The 22,378-nt window shown below is 69.9% G+C and carries 1 protein-coding gene (only partly in view); it reads left to right on the top strand.

All coding sequences use genetic code 11. From position 1 onward, the window contains the following. Positions 1-233: 233 nt before the first annotated feature. A protein-coding gene (locus tag ACYVII_RS07105) for a beta strand repeat-containing protein (protein ID WP_460533177.1) crosses the window boundary here: on the top strand, positions 234-22,378 show its 5' portion. It continues 16,027 nt past the right edge of the window; the window shows 22,145 of its 38,172 coding nt (coding positions 1-22,145); it begins with the start codon at positions 234-236; its stop codon lies off the right edge, out of view.

The following is a 22,378-nucleotide window of genomic DNA, read 5'->3' as shown; positions in this document are numbered from 1 at the left end:
ATATGCCCCGACAGGCATGTTCTTGCCGCGTGCAGTGCACCCCCCGAAGGGGAGCTGACCAAGCCTCGATTTTTCCTTGACGCGGCGTTCTGCCGAGCGACAGAATTTCGGCTGTTAACCGCGTCGTGTCGCTCGACGGAACCGTGCTCCCACACGGTTCTGCCCTCACCCCGTTGACGAACCTTCATGGCCGTGTGCCACGTGCATGAGGCCATCACTGCAAGGAGTCCGGATTGCGTCTGTGGAGCGCGTCGAGTGGCGTAGCGCAGCCGACCAGGTCGGTTGTGCTCGGCCTCGTCGCGACTCTCGCAGCCTGGGTGACCGCGGCCGGGATGCTCTACCCGACCATGGCGGCTGCCGCATCGGAACCCACACCAACGGCGATGCCCCAATCCGTCCCCGCGGTGCAGTCGCAGCAGCAGCTACCGGCCCAGGTGCCACTGCGGAGCGAGCCCGCCGTCGTCATCGCCGTCAGCCCTGCAGAAGCGAGTGCGCGACTGCAGGAACTCCTCGCCGCTGAGACGCAGCAACTGCAACAGCAGCGCGCCGCACTCGCCGCCCAACAGGCCGTCGTCACGCTGACTCCCCAGCAGCTCGCACTGCTGCAGGCCCAGCAGGACGCGCAGCAGCAGGCCGCGGCGGCCCAGCAGCAGGCGCAGCAAGAACTCAGCAGTGCACTCCAGCAGCTCGCTCAGGCGCTGTCACACGGCACCGGCGACTGCACCACCGTCGCCGGCACGGCCGGCCAGCAGGCGTCGATCTCCTGCCCGGTGGACACCACGCCTACGACCACATCGACCGGTGGCCAGAACACGGGAACCGGCACCGGCAGTGGAAATTCGACCACGGGCGCCGGCGCCGGTAGCGGGACCTCGACCACGGGTGGCACCGGCACCGGAGCTTCGACCACGGGCGGCTCCGGCGCTGGCACGAGCGGCGGCTCCGGCACGCCGGACTCGTCCGGAACAGCGGGAACGTCCAATGGGACGACCACGAGCAGCGACGGTACGGGAACAGGGACGGGGTCGGACACCACCGCATCGGACACGGGCACTCCGCAGAACCTCGATGCGGCCGCAGCTCCCGCAACCCCGGTCACGGGCGCGCCACTCACGCAGAGCCAGCTCAACGCAGCGCTCGCAGAAGCCGAGGCCGACTGGCGGTCGGTCGGCGCTGACCCCAGCGGCGTCACCGCCTCGATCGGGGACCTCGGCGGGCTCACCCTCGGGCAGACGACGGGCACGAGCATCGTCATCGACCCGACCGCTGCCGACTGGGGCTGGGACGTCGACTACCCGGCCGATCCCGCCTCGCAGCACATGAGCCTCGTCACCGTCGTCCGCCATGAGCTCGGGCATGCGCTCGGACTGGATCACACGGCGACCGGGCTGATGGCCGAGACTCTCGCAGCGGGCGAGGTCAAGGGCGTCGACAGCGCTCCCGAGCTTCCCGCCCCGCCTGCCCCAGCAACACCAGCCCCCGCGCAGCCCGCCCCAGCGCCACCGGCCCCCGCGCCCGCCGGATCCACGCCGCCGACGCCAGCGGCATCCACGCCGCCTGCGCCATCGCCGGCATCAACGACGCCCGCCCCGACTCCGACGGATTCCGGCGCCGCTTCGGCGCCGGCAGACACGGCGTCGACGGGCGATCAGGGCGGAAGCACACCGACCCAGACGAACGCGCCGGCGGAGGCATCCTCGCCGAAGGCGAACCTCAGCGGGTTCGCTGCCGACGCGATGGCGTCGGCCGTCGCGACCCCGCAGTGGAGCGTGGCCGAGGGAACAGCGACCCTCGCGAACTCCGACGGCTCGCCGCTCGTCGGAACGCTCGGCTACGTGAGCGGGTCGAACAGCGTGACGTTCACAACGGAATCCGGTCAGGTCGCGACCCTGTCGCTCGATGGTGTGACCGCACTGGCGATCCGCGGCGGAAACGGCGACGACAACGTGACCGTCAGCATCTCGGGCGCTCCCACCGCTGTTCCGCTCAGCTTCGACGGTGGCGCCGGCGCCGACACGCTCAGCCTTGCGGGCCCCGCCGCGACGACCGATTTCTCACAGCTCGACGACACGCTCGACATCGTCCGCGACGGGCTCAGCCTCACGGCGACGGGCGTCGAGAACGTCACGGATTCCGGCTCGGGAACGGTCGAGGTGACGACGGGCGGTACGGATGTCTCGCTCGACTCCACGGGTACCGACGAGGTGACGGTGCACGGCCTCGACGGCGACGGCACCGTGACCATTGCGGCGCCGTCGGGTGAAGCGGTCATCGACGCCGGCTCGGGTTCGGTATCGGTCTCCGGCGATGTGAGCTGGTCGGGCTCGACCCGGCTCACTCTGCGCGGCCGCACGATCTCCGTCGCGGACGGCAGCACGATCGACCTCGGCGACGGCGACCTCGAACTCGCGGCATCCGATCATGGAGCTCCGGGCGCCACAGACGTGGACGCGTCGGTCGGCGTGACGGGAGCGACCCTGCGCGGGCACAACATCGTGCTCTCCGCCGACTCGTGGCTGAGTCTCATCGTCGCGGACGCGGCACAAGCGCAAGCCCAGGGCTCGGCGCACGCCCTCGTCGACGTCATCGACTCCGCGCTGCGCGCGCTCGGAGCCATCAGCCTGCTCTCGGCGTCGACGGCCAACGCCGAGGCGGACTCCGCATCGTCCGCAGGCCCGGCCAACGCCGAAGCCGACCTGGTGAGCACGGCGATCGCCCAGCTCATCGGCAACAGCACCGTCGATGCCTCCGGCACAGTGACGGTGCAGGCGACGAACGACGCCGCCGCTCGCGCCGATGCCGCGGGTTCCGCCGACGGGGGAGTGAACGCCAGCGCGGGCCTGGACCGCCAGACTCTCGCGACGCTGGGCGGAGCTTCCGTCACGGCAGGAGGAGTCGATGTCTCCACCGCCGTCACCGGCGGCCTGTCGGCAGAGGCGACGGCAACGACACCCGCTGCCGACAGCGCAACGGGGCAGCAATCCGGAGCACGCGCGACAGGGGTCACCCGTTCGACCACGAGCAGCGAACTCGACGGAGTCGTCGTGCTCGTCCCAGCGACCGGCGCCGAGTCCGGCCGTGTGGATGTCGTTTCTACGGCGAGCGGTACCAACGGGGTGACCGCGGCCACCGGCAGCGCCGCTCCCGCCGTCGCCGCCCTCGTCGTCGACGACTCCACGAGCAGCACTGTCGGCGACGGCACCCGGCTCGCGGGGGTCGGCGGACTCGGCGTGGCGTCGACGACGGACGAGACCTCGGGCACGGATGCCACGGACTCGGCATCCGGCGGCGCCATCACCCTCTCGACGGTCTCGACGAACGCGCGCCTCGGCACCGGTCCGACCACGGGAGCAGCGAGTCTCGACGTGACGGCGACTCAGCAGGCGGATGCCGCGACGACAGCCTCCCGTGTCGCGGTGACCGATGCGACGCACACCACCACCGCAACGGCGGACCGCAGTCTCGACGTTGCCGGGCAGGCGACGGTCGCGGCGACCGGTGGCTCGAACACCAGCGCGGTGACGACGCCATGGGCGACGAGCCCCGAGGTGTCGGCAACGGTCGAGCTCGCGGCCCTGCGCGCCCTGGGAGACTCGCTCGCCGCGGCATCCTCCGCGCGCGGCGGTAGCGACACCGCGCTGCCCGAACTCAGCACAGTGCCCGTGCGTTCGGTGGCGCTCGACGTCGCGGCGGTCACGACGAGCAGCACGTTGCCCGACGGCATCCTCGTCTACGCCGGCGGGCCGATCGGGGTTCCGGCGACCACGACGCTCACGGCCTCGGCGGCCGCCGGATCGTCCAGCGCCGGTGGCCACACCGCCGGCGATGCGGGCGACGCCGTCAACATCGTGCACGTCGGCACACAGGCCTACGCGGGCTCGGGCGTCGCGAGCGGCACCCGGCTCATCGTGAACGCCGGACGCGGCCCTCCAGGTGCTGACGCGACCTCAGCCACGGCATCCAGCAACCCCGACAGCACCGCACTCAACCTCGTCACCTCGTCGACCACGGCCAGCCCCGCTCCCCAGTCGCAGGCGTTCCAGCCTCCTGCGGGATCGGTGCTCATCTCCGCCGCCACCGGCGGCACCGTGACGGCCGGCTCCGCCACCCTCACCTTCGCACCCGGCTCACTGCCCGCGGACGCGTGGATCTTGATCACGATCCGCCCCGCGACCTCTGCCGGGGTTCTCGCGCTCAGCGACATCTACCAGTTCCAGGCGTTCGACGCGGCGACCGGCGCACCAATCACCCAGTTCCGCATCGCGCCGCAGCTCAGCATCGGGGTCGGTGACCCGGGATCCGGTGGAAGCGCGCAGGATGCCACGATCTGGTACCTCGACCCGACCGCCGGTCCCGTCAGCATCGCGTCGACCACCTCGCCGGGCACGGTCTCCGCGGCCCTGCCGCACTTCAGCGAGTTCATCGCTGGGCTCAAGGCCACCGACCTGTTCACCGCGATCGCGGGTGCCCTTGCGAACTTCGGCAGCGTCCCGAACTTCTCCGAAAGCTACCCCGAACTCGGCGTCGGGGGCCTCATCGAGCTCACGGATGCGACCCTCGCGGCCAGCGGCCTGAGCGTCAGCATGGCCACCGGCGTGCCGCTCTTCACCGGCAGCATCACGATCTCGGCGCACAGCGTCACGTTCGGCGGCGACAGCAACGAGACGATCACCGGCCCCACCCTCTCGTACACCCTGACGGGTCAGGCAGCGACGGCCGGCACCTTCACCATCGGGGCGACCGGCCTCGCGCTGCAACTCACCGGCGCGGCGAGCATCACGACCGGCGCCGTCGCCATCACCGCCTCGCACGGCGCCAACGGCAGCAGCCAGGTCACGGTGTCCGCACAGGGCGTGACGCTGACGGCAGGCGATCCGGCCGGGGTGAACGTCGAGATCACCGGTGGCACGCTGGCGCTCGTCGTGAGGCAGGCGGATGCCGCTTCCGCCCCGCTCGTTGCCGTACAGGTCACCGGGAGCCTCAAGGCCAACGGGGTGCAGGACGTGATGTTCGGCCCCGCCACAGCGACCTTCACACGCAACGAGCTGACCGGTCTCGAAACGACCCCGATCACGGTGCCGACCACGACCGACGGCACGGGAACACCGGTGGTGCTCAGCCTGCCCGACGGTGCGAGCGGCTTCACGGCCGAGGGTGTGACCATCACGTCCGCGGCTGACAGCATCACCGCCGACATCGCCGTCGACGTGCAGGGCTCCACCGTCGTGCTCGGCCTCGCCAAGGTCACCGCCACCGTGGGCGGTGACGGCATCACGAACGGCTCCGGCGCACTCGTCGTCGCCGCAGGCGGCGTCGCCGGCACGTTCACCGGTACGGTCACGGTCTCGGGCACGGCGACCTCTGTGACCGCGCAGTTCAGCACCATCGCGGCGGGGATCGACCAAGCCATCCAGGTGGGCGGGCAGACGATCGAGGTCGAGTTCGCGGCGCCGGTGTTCCAGCTCGTCGTCACGGGCAAGCTCGACTTCGGCCCGGTGTCGATCGAGGGCACGATCAGCACCACCGTGCAGAACGGCAAGGATGTCTTCGCCGGCACTGGTCTCACCGTGTTCGTCGGCGACGGACCGCTCGACCTGCCCAGCGGCGACCGCAACCCCGCGGCGAACGGCATCCTGCTCACGAATGCGACGATCGCCTTCGCGACCGACACGACCGGCACCGAGGTCGCGATCGACGCGAGCGGCACCGTCAGCCTGCTCGGCATTCCGGATGTAGCGCTGTCGGGCACCGCCGAAGTGCGGTACAACACGTTCTCCTCGGCTCTCCATCTTCAGCTCCCGCTCGGCTCGGGCACGCAGGCACTCGACTTCACCGGGGCGGCAGACGCGACGGTGACCGCCACCGGGGTCACGTTCTCGCTGCTCGGCACAACGTTCACCGGCGACATCACCGTCACAAGCGCTCCTGGCACCCTCACCGTCGCCGTCAGCAATCTCGCCGGATCGATAGCCGTCGGCGGCACGCCGTTGCTCGCGGCGAGCGGGCTCACCGGGTCGGTCACCTTCACCGCGGCCGGGGCGGCGACGACGGCACCGCTGACCGGCAGCGTCACCGCCACTCTGCCCGGCGCGACACTCACCGCGCAGGGCGGCTTCTCGCTCGCCTTCGACACCGGCACGAGCCCGTCGTTCGCGTTCACGGCGACGGATGCGGTGCTGACCGTCGACGGGGCGACGGTGAGCGGCACTCTCGCGGTCACGCGCACAACCGAGGCGAGCGGCACCGTCACCGAACTCGGCATCAGCGGCGCGAAGGTCTCCCTCGGCGGTGCTGACAGCGATGGCGGACTCAGCCTCACGGGCGGCACGGGCCGGCTCACGATTGCACCGGACGGGGTCTCAGGCAGCTTCGCTGCGACGATCAGCGCGACCGCGGCATCCGGATCGTTCGGGCTCACCGGGGCCGTCGGCGTCACCGTCGACACCGCGAAGCAGCAGCTGGCCGTCACCGCCACCGGAGCGATGCTCACCATCGCCGGCCAGACGATCGCGGCCGACGTCTCGGTCGAGCACAGCCTCGACGCTGCCGGCAACGGCCAGCTCACCATCACAGTGGCGAACGCCGGGTTCGCGACCGCCGCCGTCACGCTCACGGGCATCGCGGGAACTCTCGTCGTGGCATCCGACGGCATCACGGGCTCCCTGTCGGGCGCGCTTCTCGTCAGTGTTCCGCAGGTGTCGGTCTCCGGCACGCTCAGCCTCAGCGTGAACACGACCTCGGCGGCGACGACGAAACTCGCGATCACCGGGACCGGCATCCAGCTCGACATTCTCGGCGAAACGCTCAGCGGCGACGTCTCGATCACGCAGGGCACGGCCGGAGCCGGCGGAGCGGCGACCACCACCATCGCCGTCTCGAAGCTCGACCTCGTACTCGGGGGCGGCGCGCTGACTGTCGTCAACGGGTCGGCGACGGTCGTGCTCTCCGCCGGATTGGTCGAGAGCGTCACGGCCTCCGGTCAGGTCGCGCTCGACGTGCCAGGGGTGACGCTCTCCGGCGCGGCATCCGTCGGCCTGACGGGCACGAGCGGCAGCACTGCCCTCACCGTCTCGGTGACCGATGCGACGCTGACGGCGGGTGGCCTCCAGCTGACCGCGGATGTCTCCATCACCGACGCCTCGGGATCGCTGACCGTCACCGTCTCCGACCCCTCGGCCCCCGCAGGCGGCATGGCGCCCCCGCTGCTCGACATCGCCGGCATCGTCACGATCGCGGGCGCCACCGGCACCCTCACCCTCGGTGCGGCAGGCGACTCGGGCTCGCTCGTGCTCACCGGTGTGAAGTTCACCGCGGGACCGCTCGACTTCAGCACCGGCACCTTCGCGATCGGTTTCTCAGACGGTCAGTTCTCGCTCTCGGTCACAGGCGGCCAACTCACCGTCGGATCATTCGAGCTGCAGTCGGACTTCGCGATCACCCGGAGCAGCACCGGCACCGTGGTGGTCGGGTTCAGCGGGCTCAACGTGCTCTCGGGTGGCACGACGATCATCACGGGCGGCACCGGCGCGCTCGCCGTGATCCCCGCCACGACGGGCGCGACGCCGACGAGCGGCGGCATCGCCGGCGACTTCACCGGCACACTGACGGCCGCGGAACCCGGTGTCTCGGCGGGCGGCACCGTCGACGTGCGCGTCAACACCACGCTCCAGGCCGTCGACACCTCCATCGTCGTCGGCGGCACCACCGTTCCGATCAGCTTCCCGGACCCCGCCGGTGCGGTCGTCTTCGACTTCGCGATCTCCAACCTGACGCTGCAGATCAGCGACGACGTCACCGTCAAGGGCAGCTTCGAGTTCGGCACTGCCACGATCGACGGCCTCACGAGCGCTGAGGTCGTCGCGGGCCAGGGCCTGCAGATCTTCGTCGGCCGAGGCCCCGCGTTCCTCGACGACGGGTCGATCAGCCCGAACGCGGTCGGCGTGCTCGTCACCGGTGCCACCATCGGCATCGTCGAGGGGCAGAACGCACAGGGCACCAAGGTCTTCGCGGTCTCGGCGACCGGCACGATCTCGCTGATCGGCGTGAGCGGCGTCACGATCACGGGCACGGCGACGGCGAGCGTCAACACGACGGGTCTGCCGATCGACCAGGCCATCACGATCCCTGGCAGCACCGCCGATCCGGTTCAGGTGGCCTTCGCCGACGGATCGATGCTCACCCAGGTCTCCATAACCGGTGCCACCATCGCGGTGCTGGGCCAGACGCTCTCCGGCGACCTCACCATCACGTCGTCGAGCGACGGGCTGACCGTCTCGGTGAAGAACGCGAGCGTCGCACTCGGTGGCGTCGCGTCGCTGAGCGACGGATCCGGCGAGATCTCGATCACCTCGGCAGGCGTTGCCGCCCACCTCACCGGCACCTTCGCCGTGAGCATCTCCCCGAGCATCCAGTTCGACGCCAGCAAGCTCGCCGTCGAGGTCAACACCACAGCGGCCACCGTGACGCTGCCGAGTGGCACCGTCGTACCCGCCGGACCGTTCGTGCGCATCGACGCCGTCGGGCTGAGCGTCACCGTTCTTGGCCAGTCGATCACGGCCGACGTCGCGATTCAACGGGCGACGGATGCCGCGGGCAACGCCGTCACGACGATCGGCCTGTCGAACGCGAAGGTCAGCGTCGGCAGCGGCGACGTCACCGATCCGACATCGGGCGCGATCGGCGTCGGCCTCTCCGGCGGGCACGGCGTCCTCGTGATCGGGTCTTCGGGCGTGGCCGGAACCCTCTCCGGCACCGTGACGGTCGCGCTTCCCTCCGGTGTCACGGCCAGCAGCGCGCTCACCCTCGCGATCAACACCGGCACCGCCGCCGTCAGCGAAACGGTCAGCGTGGGCGGGCAGGATGTCACGGTCGATGTTCCCGGCGGCCCGTACGTGCGCTTCGAGGCCGACGACTTCGCACTGACCGTGCTCGGCCAGACGCTCAGCGGTGACTTCGCCTTCGACGACGTTCCCGTCACGTCGACCGTCGACGGCACGACGACGAGCGGCGAGGACGTGCGCATCGCGGCATCCGACGTGTCACTCGACCTCGGCGGCATCGCCAGCCTCACCGGCGGAACCCTGCTGCTGGTGCTCACGCCCGACGGCGTCGCCGGCAGCGTCTCGGGCACGGTCGCGCTCACGATTCCCGACGTGTCGGTCTCCGGCACGATCGGCGCGCAGGTCAACACCACGGATGCTGCGGTGAACGAGACCTTCACGGTCGCTGGGGTGCCGACGACGCTCACGCTCGCCAAGGGTCCGTTCCTGCAGCTGACCGGGAAGGGACTCCAGCTCTCGATCCTCGGCCAGACGCTGTCCGGAGACCTCACGATCACCGAGTCGACGGCGCCAGGACCAGACGGAACCGCTGGAACCGCCGACGACGTGCCGACGGTGACCGTCGCCGCCCAGAACCTCGTGCTGTCGCTCGGCTCGGCGGCGACGTTCACGCAATCCGGCGACGGCCAGTTCACGATCACGGCCGCGGGCGTCACAGGCAGCATCGCCGTCACGGCGGCGATCGCGGTCCCCGGCGTGACGCTCACGGGCACGATCGCCCTCGACGTCGACACCGCATCGGGCACACTCCAGGTCAGCGGCACGGGCGTCGCCCTCACGGTGCTCGGTCAGACACTGACGGGCAACATCGTGGTCACCCGGAACAACTCGGCCGCGGGGCCCGTCACCACCGTCGCGGTCAGCGACGTGTCTCTGAGCTTCGGCGACATGGCATCCGTCACGGGCGGAAGCGGTCTGCTCGTGATCGCGAAGGGCGGCATCGCCGGAACCATGAGCGCGCAGCTCTCCTTCGGTGCGGGCTCGCCGTTCGACCTCGAGGGCGCGGTGTCACTCGCGGTGAACACCTTCGCGACGGCGCAGACCGCCGACGTGCAGCTCGCGGGTCAGGATGTCTCACTGAATCTCCCAGCGGGGCCGTACGTCGAGCTCAGCGGCACCGGCATCATCGCGCGGCTCGCCGGCCAGAAGGTCAGCGGCGACTTCACCGTCACCCAGCAGGCCGGCACCGTTCACATCACGGCGAAGAACGTGACCGTGCTGCTCGGCACCACCTCGACTGAGCTGCTGCGGCTCACGAACGGCTCGGCCGACGTCACCATCGGCACAGTCACCGTGACGAACTCCGACCAGGCGACCAGCACCGTGAGCGACGCGCTGGTCGGCAGCGTCACCGGAACCGTCGCGCTCGTGAACGTGCCGAGCGTCACCCTCGGGGGCACCTTCTCGGTGATGTTCGACACGACCGCCGTGTCGCCGGACCCGACGGTGACGGTGACCGGCACGAACGTGACGCTGGGCGTTGCCGGGCAGACGCTTTCGGCGGCGTCGATCTCGTTCAGTTCGGGCGCCGCGGGCGTCGCGGTCTCGATCTCGGGTGGAGAGCTCGACTTCACGGCCGGTGGCACCCCGCTCGTGAGCGCGGACGACCTGAACGGCTCGTTCACGCTCGTCCCCTCACAGGGCGCCGACACGGCCACGACCGCAGATGACGTGGCCGGCGGTGTGTTCGGCGAGATCTCCGGGAAGGTCGCCGTCGACGTGCCCGGCGTCTCGTTCCTCGGATCGCTCATGGTCGAGCTGAACACGACGGGCACATCGCAGTCCGTCGTGACCGATTCCAGCACCACCCCGCCGACCACGGTCGACCTCGACCCCGGCACCGTGCAACTCAGCGGCACAGGCGTGCAACTCGACATCGCGGGCCAGACGATCGGCGGCGACTTCACGGTGAAGGTGTCCACCGCGAGCGGCTCGACCTCGGTGCTGATCGGCGTGACGAACATGACGCTGACCATCGGCTCGTTCGTGCACATCGACTCGACCTTCGGCTGGGGAGGCACAGTTCTCGTCACGAGCGCCGGCGTCGCCGCGCACCTGACGGGAGATCTGACCAATGCCGCGAACCAGAGCATCTTCGCCCTGCCCAGCGGCATCACGCTCGGCGGCAGCATCGCCCTCGACATCAACACCGGCGTCGCGGCCGTCGATGTCACCACTCCCGTCACGCTGAAGGAGGCCGCCGGGCCGCTGTTCAGTCTCTCGCTCACGAACGCGTCGCTCTCCGTCGACAGCGCGTTCACGTTCAAGGGCTCGTTCGCCGTGCAGCGCGGCGGAGGCTCATCGTTCAGCGCGGTCGCCGGATTCTCGACGACTCCGAGCAACGCCGTCGCCGTCGGTGACGTCAACGGCGACGGCACGCCCGACATCGTGACGGCGACCGCTGCAGGCATCCAGGTCCTGCTCGGCACGGCCACGCCGAGCGCGAGCGGAGGCCTGGATGCCCTCAGCTACACGCAGACGACGGTGACGCTGCCGAGCGCCGTGGCCACCGAGAACGTGGCATCCATCGTCATCGCCGACGTCGACGGCGACGGCCTGCCCGACCTGCTGCTCGTCGGAGACAAGACCGCCGTGCTGCGCAACCTCGGCACGACACCCGCCAACCCGGCCGTTCCCGGGTCGAAGGCAACCTGGAACGGTTTCGCCGACACGCCCGACACCACCGGAACCGGATCGACCACGCTCGCCACGCCGGGCGCGACGACGGCCGCCGTCGGCGACATCACCGGAGACGGCATCGTCGACGTCGTCGTCGGCGGTCCGACGCTGGCCGTCGAGGTATTCGCGGGTGTCGGCGCGAAGACCGCGTGGTCCGGCTTCGGCCCGACAGCGGCCAGCACGTCGGGCTACTCGGCACCCGATGCGACCGCCATCGCCCTCGTGGACATCGACCGCGACTCGCACCTCGACGTGTTCATCGGCAACTCCGACGCGGCATCCACCGGCGACAGCGTGGCGATGAACCTCGGCGACACGCTCACGACGACGAACGGGGTCACCACCAGCACATGGAAGGGGCTGAAGGCCGCCGCAGCCTTCGCCACTCCGGGGCACAGCGCATCCGTCGTCGTCGGCGACGTCAACGGAGACGGGCTGCCCGACGTGATCGGGGCGCAGCTCGGCACGGCCCCTGTCGTCTACCTGGGCGTGGCCGCGGTGGCCGCCAACAGCTCCGCCACTCCTCCCGTCGCGGCGGTTCCGGCGCACCTCGGCGAGCCGGTCACGCTCGCCCCGGCGTTCGCGCTCGCGTCGCACTACGGGCTCGCCCTCGGGGACACCGACGGCGACGGCCACCCCGATCTCGTCCTCACCGAGACCGGCGCCGGCGCCGACACCACAGGCACGTTCGTCTTCCGCAACCTGGGTAGCGCCGGCTCCGGCACGCCGTTCGACACCGGTACCCGCCTGTCGACCGTCGGCGGAAACGGCGCGGTCGTCGCCAACGTGGACACCGACACCGATGCGGACCTCGTGCTGTCAGGGACCAGCGGGCCGCAGGTTCTGCAGCAGGTGGCATCCACCCAGACCCTGATCGGGATGTCGGGCGTCACCGTCTCGCTCGGCGCGGCCGGGTCCACGACCTCCGGAGCCGCCCTGAAGCTGAACGACGTCACCGGCGCGTTCGAGATCGTCTCGCCGACGACGGCGGGCGGCACCGACGGAGGCGTCGCCGGCAGCTTCTCGGGGTCGGTGGACGCCAGCTCGAGCGGATTCACCGCCTCGGCGAGCGCATCCGTCATGTTCAACAGCTCGCAGCAGCCGATCGACACGTCGATCACCGTTGCGGGCACGGTGATCGCTCTGCACTTCACCTCACCCGACCAGGTGGCGACCGTGGCGAACGGCACGGTCACCCCGTTCGTGTCGGCGACCGTCACCGCCAGCGTTGTCATCGACAACGTCATTCAGATCATCGGCACCGTCGGGGCGTCCAGCGGCGGAATGGTGACGCTCTCGAATTCGACGGTGTTCATCGGCTCAGGACCGGCCTTCCTCGACGCGGGCAACTCCGTGCCCAACCCGAGCGCCGTCGGACTGCTGCTCACGGATGTCAACGGCACCTTCAGCTCGGACCACTCCGCGATCCAGGCGAGCGGCAACGTCGCCCTCGTGGGCATCTCCGGCGTCACGCTGAGCGGCACGCTGGATGTCGACGTCACGGGCGGCGTGCTGAACGTCGTCGGCGACCTCGACTTCGGGGTGTCCGGCCTCGCCCTCACCGGTGCATTCGGGTTCACGTTCGATTCCGCGACGAGCACCTTCGCGGTGAAGCTCGGCTCGGACATCACGCCGATCAGCCCGCCGTCCGGGTCGGATGAGGTCGCGGTCACGGCCGACGACGTGAAGTTCAGTGTCGCGGCGGGAACGTTCGCGCTCGACGTGGACATCTCGCACGGATCGATCACCGTCTCGAAAGCCGGCGTCGTCGTGGATGTCGCTGCCGGTGTCACCCTGGGCGCGGGTGGTCCATCGGGCGTCGCACTGACCGTGCCGGCCGGCGACGCGAGCGTGCAGCTCAACACGACGGGCGCCGCGGCGACCGGATCGAACAACGACATCATCGCGGCGCACAGCGTACGCGTCGTGCTCGGCGTCGCGAACCCGGCGAACCCTGCGGATGCGACGAACCTCGCCCAGCTGACGGTCGGCGGCGTGACGGTCTCCGGCGCGTTCGCGCTCGAGCGGGTGTCGGTCCCGCCGCCATCCGGTGCGGCACCGGGCGCGACACCCTCGACCGAACTCGACGTCGCCGTGACCGACCTCTCCGTCACGCTCGGGCCGGTGAGCCTGACCGGCGGCACGGGCGCCCTGGTCGTCACGTCCGCCGGCATCGCCGCCCGCTTCTCCGGCACGGTCGCGATCGACCCGAGCGTCGGGATCACGCTCGGCGGCGCGGTCGGTTTCACGATCAACACGACCGGTGCAGCGGTGGACGCTCAGATCGACACCGGCGCGCTGACCCCGGTCCCGCTCAACGTCCCGGCCGACGTCTCGGTCGAGTTCGACGGCACCGGCATCACGCTCGGCATCGCCGGCCAGTCGATCACGGCGGATGTCGCGGTCACGCAGACGACGAACGGCACGCCGCCGGTCACCACGACCACGGTCACCCTCAGCAACGTCAGCGCGAGCTTCGGCGGCGTCACACCTATCGTCAGCCTCACGGACGGGTCGGGCACCTTCACCATCGCCACCGGTTCGCTGCCCACCGCGAAGATCTCCGGCACGGTTGTGCTGAATGTGCCGTCGGTGGTGCTCAGCGGCACCGTCGCGCTCTCCATCGCGCCCGACCCGGCGAACGCCAGCGCGCTCCTCGTCAACTTCACCGGCACGGGCCTGACCCTCACCGTTGCCGGCCAGGCGCTCACGATCGGAACTCTGACGGTGACGAAGTCGGGCGGCGACGTCAGCGTCGCCCTCACCGGCGGCAAGCTCGACCTCCCTGGAATCGCCGAGCTCGACTTCTCCGGCAACCTCGACGCCACCCCGGCCGGACTCGTTGGCGGGCTCATCGTCGACCTCGGCGGCGGGTCGCCCGACGGCACCGTGCAACTCGGTGACGCGAAGCTCAGCGGCCAGGTCGAGATCGAGCTCAACACGGGCGCGACGGCCGCGACGTTCGACACCACGCCGGGCGACGACAGCACGGCCGTACGCCTGCCTGCCGGTCCCTTCTTCCAGGTCACCGTCACCGGAACAGACGGCGTCTCGCCCGCGACCGTCACCATCGGAGGAGCGACGCTCACCGCGTCGGTCCTCATCCAGCGCACCGGCTCGGGCGGGCAGGCCGAGACGGTCCTCGCGGTCACCGGCGGGTCGCTGACTCTCGGTGGCGACCAGCTCATGAGCGGCGTCGCGGGCCTCCTCGTGCTCGTTCCGGCCGCCGCCGGCACTTCCGGCAGCCCGGGAGCCGCGGGCGGGCTCGCTGCGCAGCTCTCCGGCACCGTGAACCTGTCGAGCCTCCTGCCCTCCGACTTCCAGGTGTCCGGCAGCTTCGCCCTGTCCATCAACCGGGCGGCGCACGCGGTGAGCCAGTCCGTCACCGTCGGCGGCCAGACCGTCGCCCTCGACCTCCAGGCCGGACCGTTCCTGCGCGTCGAGGCCGACGACGTGGTCGTATCGATCGACGGCCAGAAGCTGACGGGGAACGTCGCGATCGAGCAAGCGACGACGCAGACCGGATCGGATGCCGCACAGACGCAGACCGTGATCGCCCTGTCGAACGTGGGGCTGAGCCTCGGCGGCGGCGTGCTCACCCTGAGCGACGGGCACGGAGCACTCGTGATCGCCCCGAATGGCGCCGCGGGTGTGGCCGGAACGGTCGGTGGCACCGTGGCGTTCCACGTTCCGGGTGTCACGCTCAGCGGCACGCTGCAACTGGCGATCAACACGACGGGCGCAGCGCAGACGGTCCCCGCGATCACCATCGACGGTCAGACCGCGGCGGCCACGACGGTCGCCGCCGGCGTCGCCGTCAGCGGCACCGGCATCTCGCTGACCATCGGCGGACAGCAGCTCAGCGGCGACTTCAGCTTCACCCAGACCGGCGCCGGCGCATCCGCCACCACGACCATCACCGTGACCAACCTCTGCGCGTTCCTCGGCGCACCCGGCAGCACGGCAGTGGACTGCACGGCCGCCGACGCGGCGAGCGGTGCCGCAGGTGTCGAGCTCTCGACCACCGGCGACACGACGAGCACGATCGTGATCACCTCGGCGGGCGTCGCGGCCGACGCCCAGGTCTCCGTTGCTCTGATCGGCGTTGCCGGCATCACGTTCTCGGCGTCCGGCGAACTGCAGCTCAACACCACGAAGACGGCGACCACAGTCGGCGGGACCGCATTGCCGGCCGGTCCATTCGTCAAGGTCGTGGTCGGCGCAGGCACCCCGGCGACGCTGTCCATCGGCGACGTGGTCAGCCTCTCGGGCGAGTTCACCTTCGAGCAGTCAGCGACGCCGGGTGCGGATGGCAAGCTCGGCACGAGCGACGACGGCACGACCCTCGAGATCAGCGCTGTCGACGTCACAGCGTTCGTCGGGCAACTCGGCAGCGACTCCGCCCTCCCGGCGGACGGTGGCACCGGGTTCTCACTCACGAACGGCACCGCGCTCCTGCTGCTCGGTGACGGCAGCTTCGCCGGGCACGTCTCGGCGGGTGCTTCGCTCGCGATCGGCGGGCGGATCGCCGCGAGCGTCCAGACCCTCAGCCTCGATCTCAACCAGGGCGCACAGGCCGTGTCGGAGGACATCCCCGTCGGCGACGGGACCATGCTGCTCTCGCTGCCGGCGGGACCGTACGTGAAGGTCGCCGCCACGGGGATCGCCATCAGCATCGCCGGGCAGAGCCTCTCCGGCGATGTCAGCATCACGAAGACCAGCGCCGGCCTCACGCTCGCGTTCGCGAACGTCGCAGCAGGCTTCGGCCCCGCAGGAGCGCCCGTCATCTCGCTGACGAACGGTGCAGGCGACTTCACCATCGATGCCACCGGCGGCGTGTTCGGCGAGCTCACCGTGCAGCTCGCGTTCGATGTGCCCGACATCACGGCATCCGGCACCTTCGAGCTCAGCGTCAACACGACATCGCAGTCGCAGACGATCCAGAGCCTCAGCGACCCGACCACCACGGTGGACCTGCCGGTCGGCATCGAGGTCGCCGGCACCGACGTCACGCTCGGCATCGCTGGGCAGACCCTGACCGGCGGGTTCACGGTGACGAAGAGCGGCACGACCACCACCATCGACCTCGAGAACATGGCGCTCGAGCTCGGCAACGGCACGGACACACTGCTCACCGTCACGCTGAACGGCACCGCCCAGCTCACCGGCGCCGGTATCGCCGCCGACATCGAGGGCACCGTCACGATCGGTGCCGCGCTGCAGGCATCCCTCGGCAGCACGCTGTCCTTCGGCCAGAACGGCCTCAGCGTCGACGTGGGCATCAACACCGAGGCGGCCGCGGTCACGCTGCCGAGCCCCACCGACCCGACGAAGACGGACACGCTGAACCCGGGGTCCATCACCGTGACCGCAGGGTCCTCGGCGAACCCCGACACGATCACGATCGCGGGTCAGACCGTGAGCGGCGTGTTCACCTTCCAGCAGCAGAAGACAACGGCAGGCGTCAAGGTCGTCACCGTCGGATTCGACCAGCTGAGCATCACGCTCGGTGCCGGTGGCACCGGCCTCACCGTGACGAACGGCTCTGGGGCCTTCGTCGTGCAGCCCGGCGGAGTCTCCGGCACGGCCACGGTCACCCTTGCGACGAACGGGCTGCCCGTCAGCATCTCCGGAACTCTCGCGCTGAACGTCAACACGAACTCCGCGGCGGTGAACCAGACCGTACTGGTCGCCGGCACCCCGGAGACGATCGACCTGCCCGCCGGGCCGTACCTCCAGCTCGAGGCCGACAACCTCGACCTCGCCTTCGCCGGCGTCGACCTGAACGGGAACTTCCTGTTCCAGAAGTCCACGGATGCCGCGGGCGCGACGCTCGTCACCGTCGCCATGTCGGGCATCTCGCTGTACGACAACTGCACAGGAACGACCGCGTCGACCTGTGACGCGACCCCGATCGTCAGTGACCTCGTCGGCGCCCTCGTCTTCCTTCCGGCGACGAAGACGAGCACGTCGGGGTTCGCGGCAACACTGCAGGGCACCGCCGGCGCAGGGTTCAGCTTCGGCGGCATCCAACTCTCGGCAGGCACCGTCGGTGTCACCGTCAACACGACGAACGCGGCCGTCGACGAGACCGTGTCGGTCGGAGGCGTGCAGGTGAGCATCGTGGCGGGCCCGGGCGGCACTCCGGCCTCGGACATCTCGATCGTCGCCGACGACGTCTCCTTCAACTTCGAGAACCTCCTCGAGATCGAGGGCAACTTCGCCATCGACGGCAGCGGAAACTTCGCCGGCACGAAGCTCAAGGTCTTCGTCGGCGAGGGGCCGGCACTGAACGCCGACAACACCACGAACCCCGACGCCGTCGGCCTGCTCATCACGAACGCGTCCGTCCTGTTCCACGAGACGAGCGGTGCGAGCTCGAGCTTCGCGATCCTCGTGACGGGCGACCTCGCTCTCGTCGGTCTCGACGGGCTCGGGATCGCCGGCGCGGTCACCTTCCAGGTGAACACGGGCGCGACCGCGGTGTGCGTGACCGCTCCCGGCACCTCGGGGAGCTGCCCGGCCGCCACCGACGGCACCGCCGGCCTGGTGCAGCCCGACACGTTCAGCTTCGTCGCGACCGGCCTCGACATCTGGGTGCCGGGCATGCTCGACATCAGCGGCTCCCTCGCCGTCGCGCGGGAACCAGACGGCACCCTGGATCTCGCGGTCATCGGCGCTACCGTGTCGCTCGCCCTCGACAACACCGGCATCGCGCAACTCTCCGGCTCGGCCGCGTTCTCGATCAGCCCGCAGAGCGGATTCCGGCTCAGCAGCTTCCAGGTGACGGGCTTCTCGCTCTTCCCGCAGTTCAGCAGCCTGACCTTCGGTCCCGGGGCCGCCTCGCCCGATGTGCAGGCATCCGCTCCCGCCCAGCTCGCAGCCCTTGACGCGGCAACCACCACGACCCCGCCGCTGCTGTTCCCGACGGCCGACCTCGCCAGCCCGATGAACGGCGCCGTCGTCACGGAGGGCGACCTGCGCAGTCCGCCGTCGGGCAGCGACTGCACGAACGGCGCCCCGTGCATCGAGGTCGCCTACAACGACCTCAACGGGTTCGGCTTCGACGACAGCCAGCTTGCGACAGCGCCGTTCACCGTGTTCCTCAACGGCAAGCAGCTGTCCGGCACTCCGGGCTTCATCGTCGGCAAGGGCACGAAGGTCGCAGGCAAGGTCAACACGTGGGTGTACTCGGTGAGCGGGTTGCCCGCCGGCAGCGGAGCCCTCGTCGGCGTGTGGGAGGTGCACTTCACCGGCGGCGCCTTCCACGACACGCACGGCGCGAGCAACCTCGCAGGCGTCGACCGCTTCTACGTCGTCGCCCAGGCGGGCCAGTTGCCCGGCCCGATCGCACAGCTCATCGGCGGCGGCACGACGATGCGGCCCGCCGACCTCAACGCGCGCGGCTACCTCGACGTCACCTTCACGAGCCTCGACGGCACCCCGATCGATCCCGCCTCCATCACGGATGCCGGCCCCGAGTTCACCCTCGGCGGCACCGCTCTCGACGGCGTCGAGCTGGGCGCCGACGGTGTCGCGGGCGCCCCAGTCCTGCTCGGTGGCGCGCCGGTGCTCATCAGCGGCAAGGCGGGCACCTCCACGAGCCTCACCTACCGCTACTTCCTCGTCGACACCGACTCGACCGGCGCGACGCCGCTGTTCCAGCAGGGCACGCTGACCGTGAACTTCCTCGGCTCGATCACGAACGGGGTCGCGACCCCCGCCTGGACCACGCTCGGCGCTCCCGCGACGGGCATCCCGGTCGGCGACGACATCCCCGGCCAGAGCTCGACCATCACGCTCGACCCCGCTGCACCCGGCTCGACCACCGGTTCCGGCAACTTCAACCTCGGCCCGCTCACACTCAACGGGCCGAGCATCGGCCTCGGCGACGTCGGGTTCAGCGACGGCAAACTCGTTGTCACGGTCGTGCTGAACGTCAACGCGGCAACCTTGAACTTCGGTCAGGCCCCGCAGACGAGCTCGACCAGCGGAACCACCGCGGGTGCCACGAGCATGAAGCCGGCGCAGTCCGGCTCGGGCGTGACGGTCGCGCTGACCGGGCTGTCCGGAAGCTTCGGTCTCTCGGTCGACGTGCTCGGGGCTCTGTCCGGGCATCTGAGCGTCGCGCCGACCGGCAAGTGGTCGATCACGGCGGCCGGGCTCACCGCGACGATCCCCGACGTCGTGACACTGTCGGCGCAGGGCATCCAGATTCAGTACGACCCGAACTTCGACCCGAAGACCGGCCATCAGAAGCTGGTTCAGATCAACACGGCCACGATCACGCTGCCGAAGCTCAACGTGACAGGCAAGCTCTCGCCGTTCGACACGAAGACGGGCGCCAACGTCGACCCGTCGACCATGCCCGCGCCCGATCCGGCGAGCACACCGAACCCGCTGCAGCCGGCCGCGGCATCCGACGCGACGATGATCCCAGGACTCGTCGTCTTCGACGACGGATTCCAGATCGGTGAGGCATCGCTCACCTACGCGCCAGGACTGTCGCAGACCGGCGCTGGCACGCAGAACAACCTCGCCGCCACGCCCGGATCGGCGTCATCCGACGGCGCGATCAACCTGTTCGGCATCCTGAGCTTGAAGAGCCTCACCGTCGGGGTCGACAACCTGTCCGTCACCTTCGGCCAGGCACCCGTCTTCACCGGCTCGATCTTCTTCGCGACGAGCGGGGCGACGCTGTTCCCGGGCGACGCGGTCACGGCGACATTGAGCGACAGCAACTCCGCGACCGACGTGAACCCCGACGGCACGCCGAACACCGACGCACTGCGTGCTCAGATCGACTTCGGCGCCGACGGCACGGTGAAGGCGTTCCAGCTCGACGTCGACACGATGACGATCAAGCTCGGCAGCTTCCTGACCCTGTCGGCGACGGGATTCGTGCTGAACACGGGAGCCGCGGCCGACCAGCCACTCGTGTCGTTCCAGTCGATCGGCGCGAAGGTCACGGTCGGACCGCTCGCGCTCACCGGCACGGCGACGAACTTCGAGTTCCTGGGCGACGGCACCTTCAAGACCCTGAAGGGCTTCGGCATCACGATCTCGGTCGGATCGGCGACGGGCGGCTCGTTCCAGTGGCCGAGCTGGCTGCCGATCCACATCGACTCGATCGGCGTCAGCTTCCCCGACGGCATCAGCGACCCCGGCGACTTCGAGCTGATCCTGTCAGCGAGCGTGACGGGCCTCAACGGCTTGTCCGGCCTCGACTTCTCGGGTTCGATCCAGGGCATCCACATCGACCCCGAGCTGCTGCTCCAAGGGCAGAACCCGATCACGCAGATCGACTCGCTCGGCGTGACCGTGTCGGGGAACCTCTTCGGCGGTGAGATCAATGCCGGCCTGGTCGGTGGCATCGAGCGGCTCGACGCGAACGGCAACATCATCCAGCCGACCGACGAGACCACCACGGTCGCGCAGAGGGTGTTCTACCTCGGCCTGCAGGGCGGCTTCTCGATCGCAGGCATGAGCGGGTTCACCATTCGCATCGGCCTCTCGCAGCTCGGCCCGCTTCAGGTGTACCTCGACATCGAAGTGCCCGGCGGGGTGCTGCTCGTTCCGCAGATCGGCCTCGTGATGAACGACTTCTCGGCGGGCGTCCAGTTCTTCTCGACCCTGCCGAGCGAGGACGACCCGACCGCGCTGCGCAACGTGCAGATCGGCGCGCCCACGAACCAGAGCGCCGACACCTGGCTCGCGACCCTGCAGCAGCAGGTCGCGGCCCAGGCCAAGCAGATCGCGAAGAACCCGTCGATGGGCGGATTCCTCGCCGCCTTCACCGCGCCGATGACCATCACCGGCTCCGCGACGATCTACTCGCTGTTCACGTCCCAGGCCGTCTTCAACGGGCAGGTGAACATCGCCATCTCGACCGACGGCAAGTTCCTCATCCAGGGCAAGCTGAACTTCGCAGACAACGCGCTGTCGCTCTCCGGCCGGCTGTACGCCGACCTGTCCGATGTACAAGACGGCAAGGTCGTCATCCTGTTCCTCGCCGACATCCCCGACCAGGTGCGCATCCTCACCATCGACGGCAAGCTCGACATGGGATTCCGCGACTCGAGTGGGCAGGAGGTGACGTTCGACGTGCCGGGCGGCGGCTCTGCCACGCCGGGCGCCGCGACGCCGCCGACCGCTGACATCACGGACCCGGTCGGCACGAACGGCAGCATCGACCAGGGTCAGCTGAACAACACGACGGATGCCGGCGGCTCGCACTACATAGACGTGAGCTTCCACGCTCCGGCGGGAGCCGAAATCGACTGGGCGGCGCTGCTCGGCAAGCAGTCCGGGTCGAACGCCGTCCCGCTCACCCTGATGGTCGGCGGCGCGAAGGGCGGCTCCGGCACGAAGATCACGCTCGCCGGCGGTGTTCCGGTGATCTCGGTGACGACGGATTCCGGTGTGCGGTACTTCGCGCTGCATGTCGGCGGTACCGTCATGGTCGCGTGCAATTCCGCCGGCGACCCGGCGGCATCCGGCATGTGCCCCGACCGGCAGGTGACCTACCTCGACGCGAACGGCAACACCGTGGTCGTCTTCGACTCGCTGATGCTCGTGAACAGCACGGTCACGGCGGCCGACGCCGCCGGGCTCGACGACGACACCCTGCTGGCCGACGCGATGGCGATGTCCGGTGTGACGACCCTGCGCTACACCTTCGACCTCCCGAGCACGCTCCCCGACGGAATTCCCGTCGGCGTCGCAAGCCTCGACCTGCCGTCGAACTACTTCGCGAACCTCACATCAGGAAGCATCACCGGCGCGGCGAACGCCGACGTCACGCTGTCGTTCACGGTCACGGGCGCGACCGTGACGCTCGCCGACCCGGGCGACGGTGC

The sequence above is a fragment of the Humibacter ginsengiterrae genome (assembly GCF_054780115.1).
Note: the sequence above shows the minus strand (reverse complement) of the source record. Positions and strands in the feature narration are given on the sequence as shown.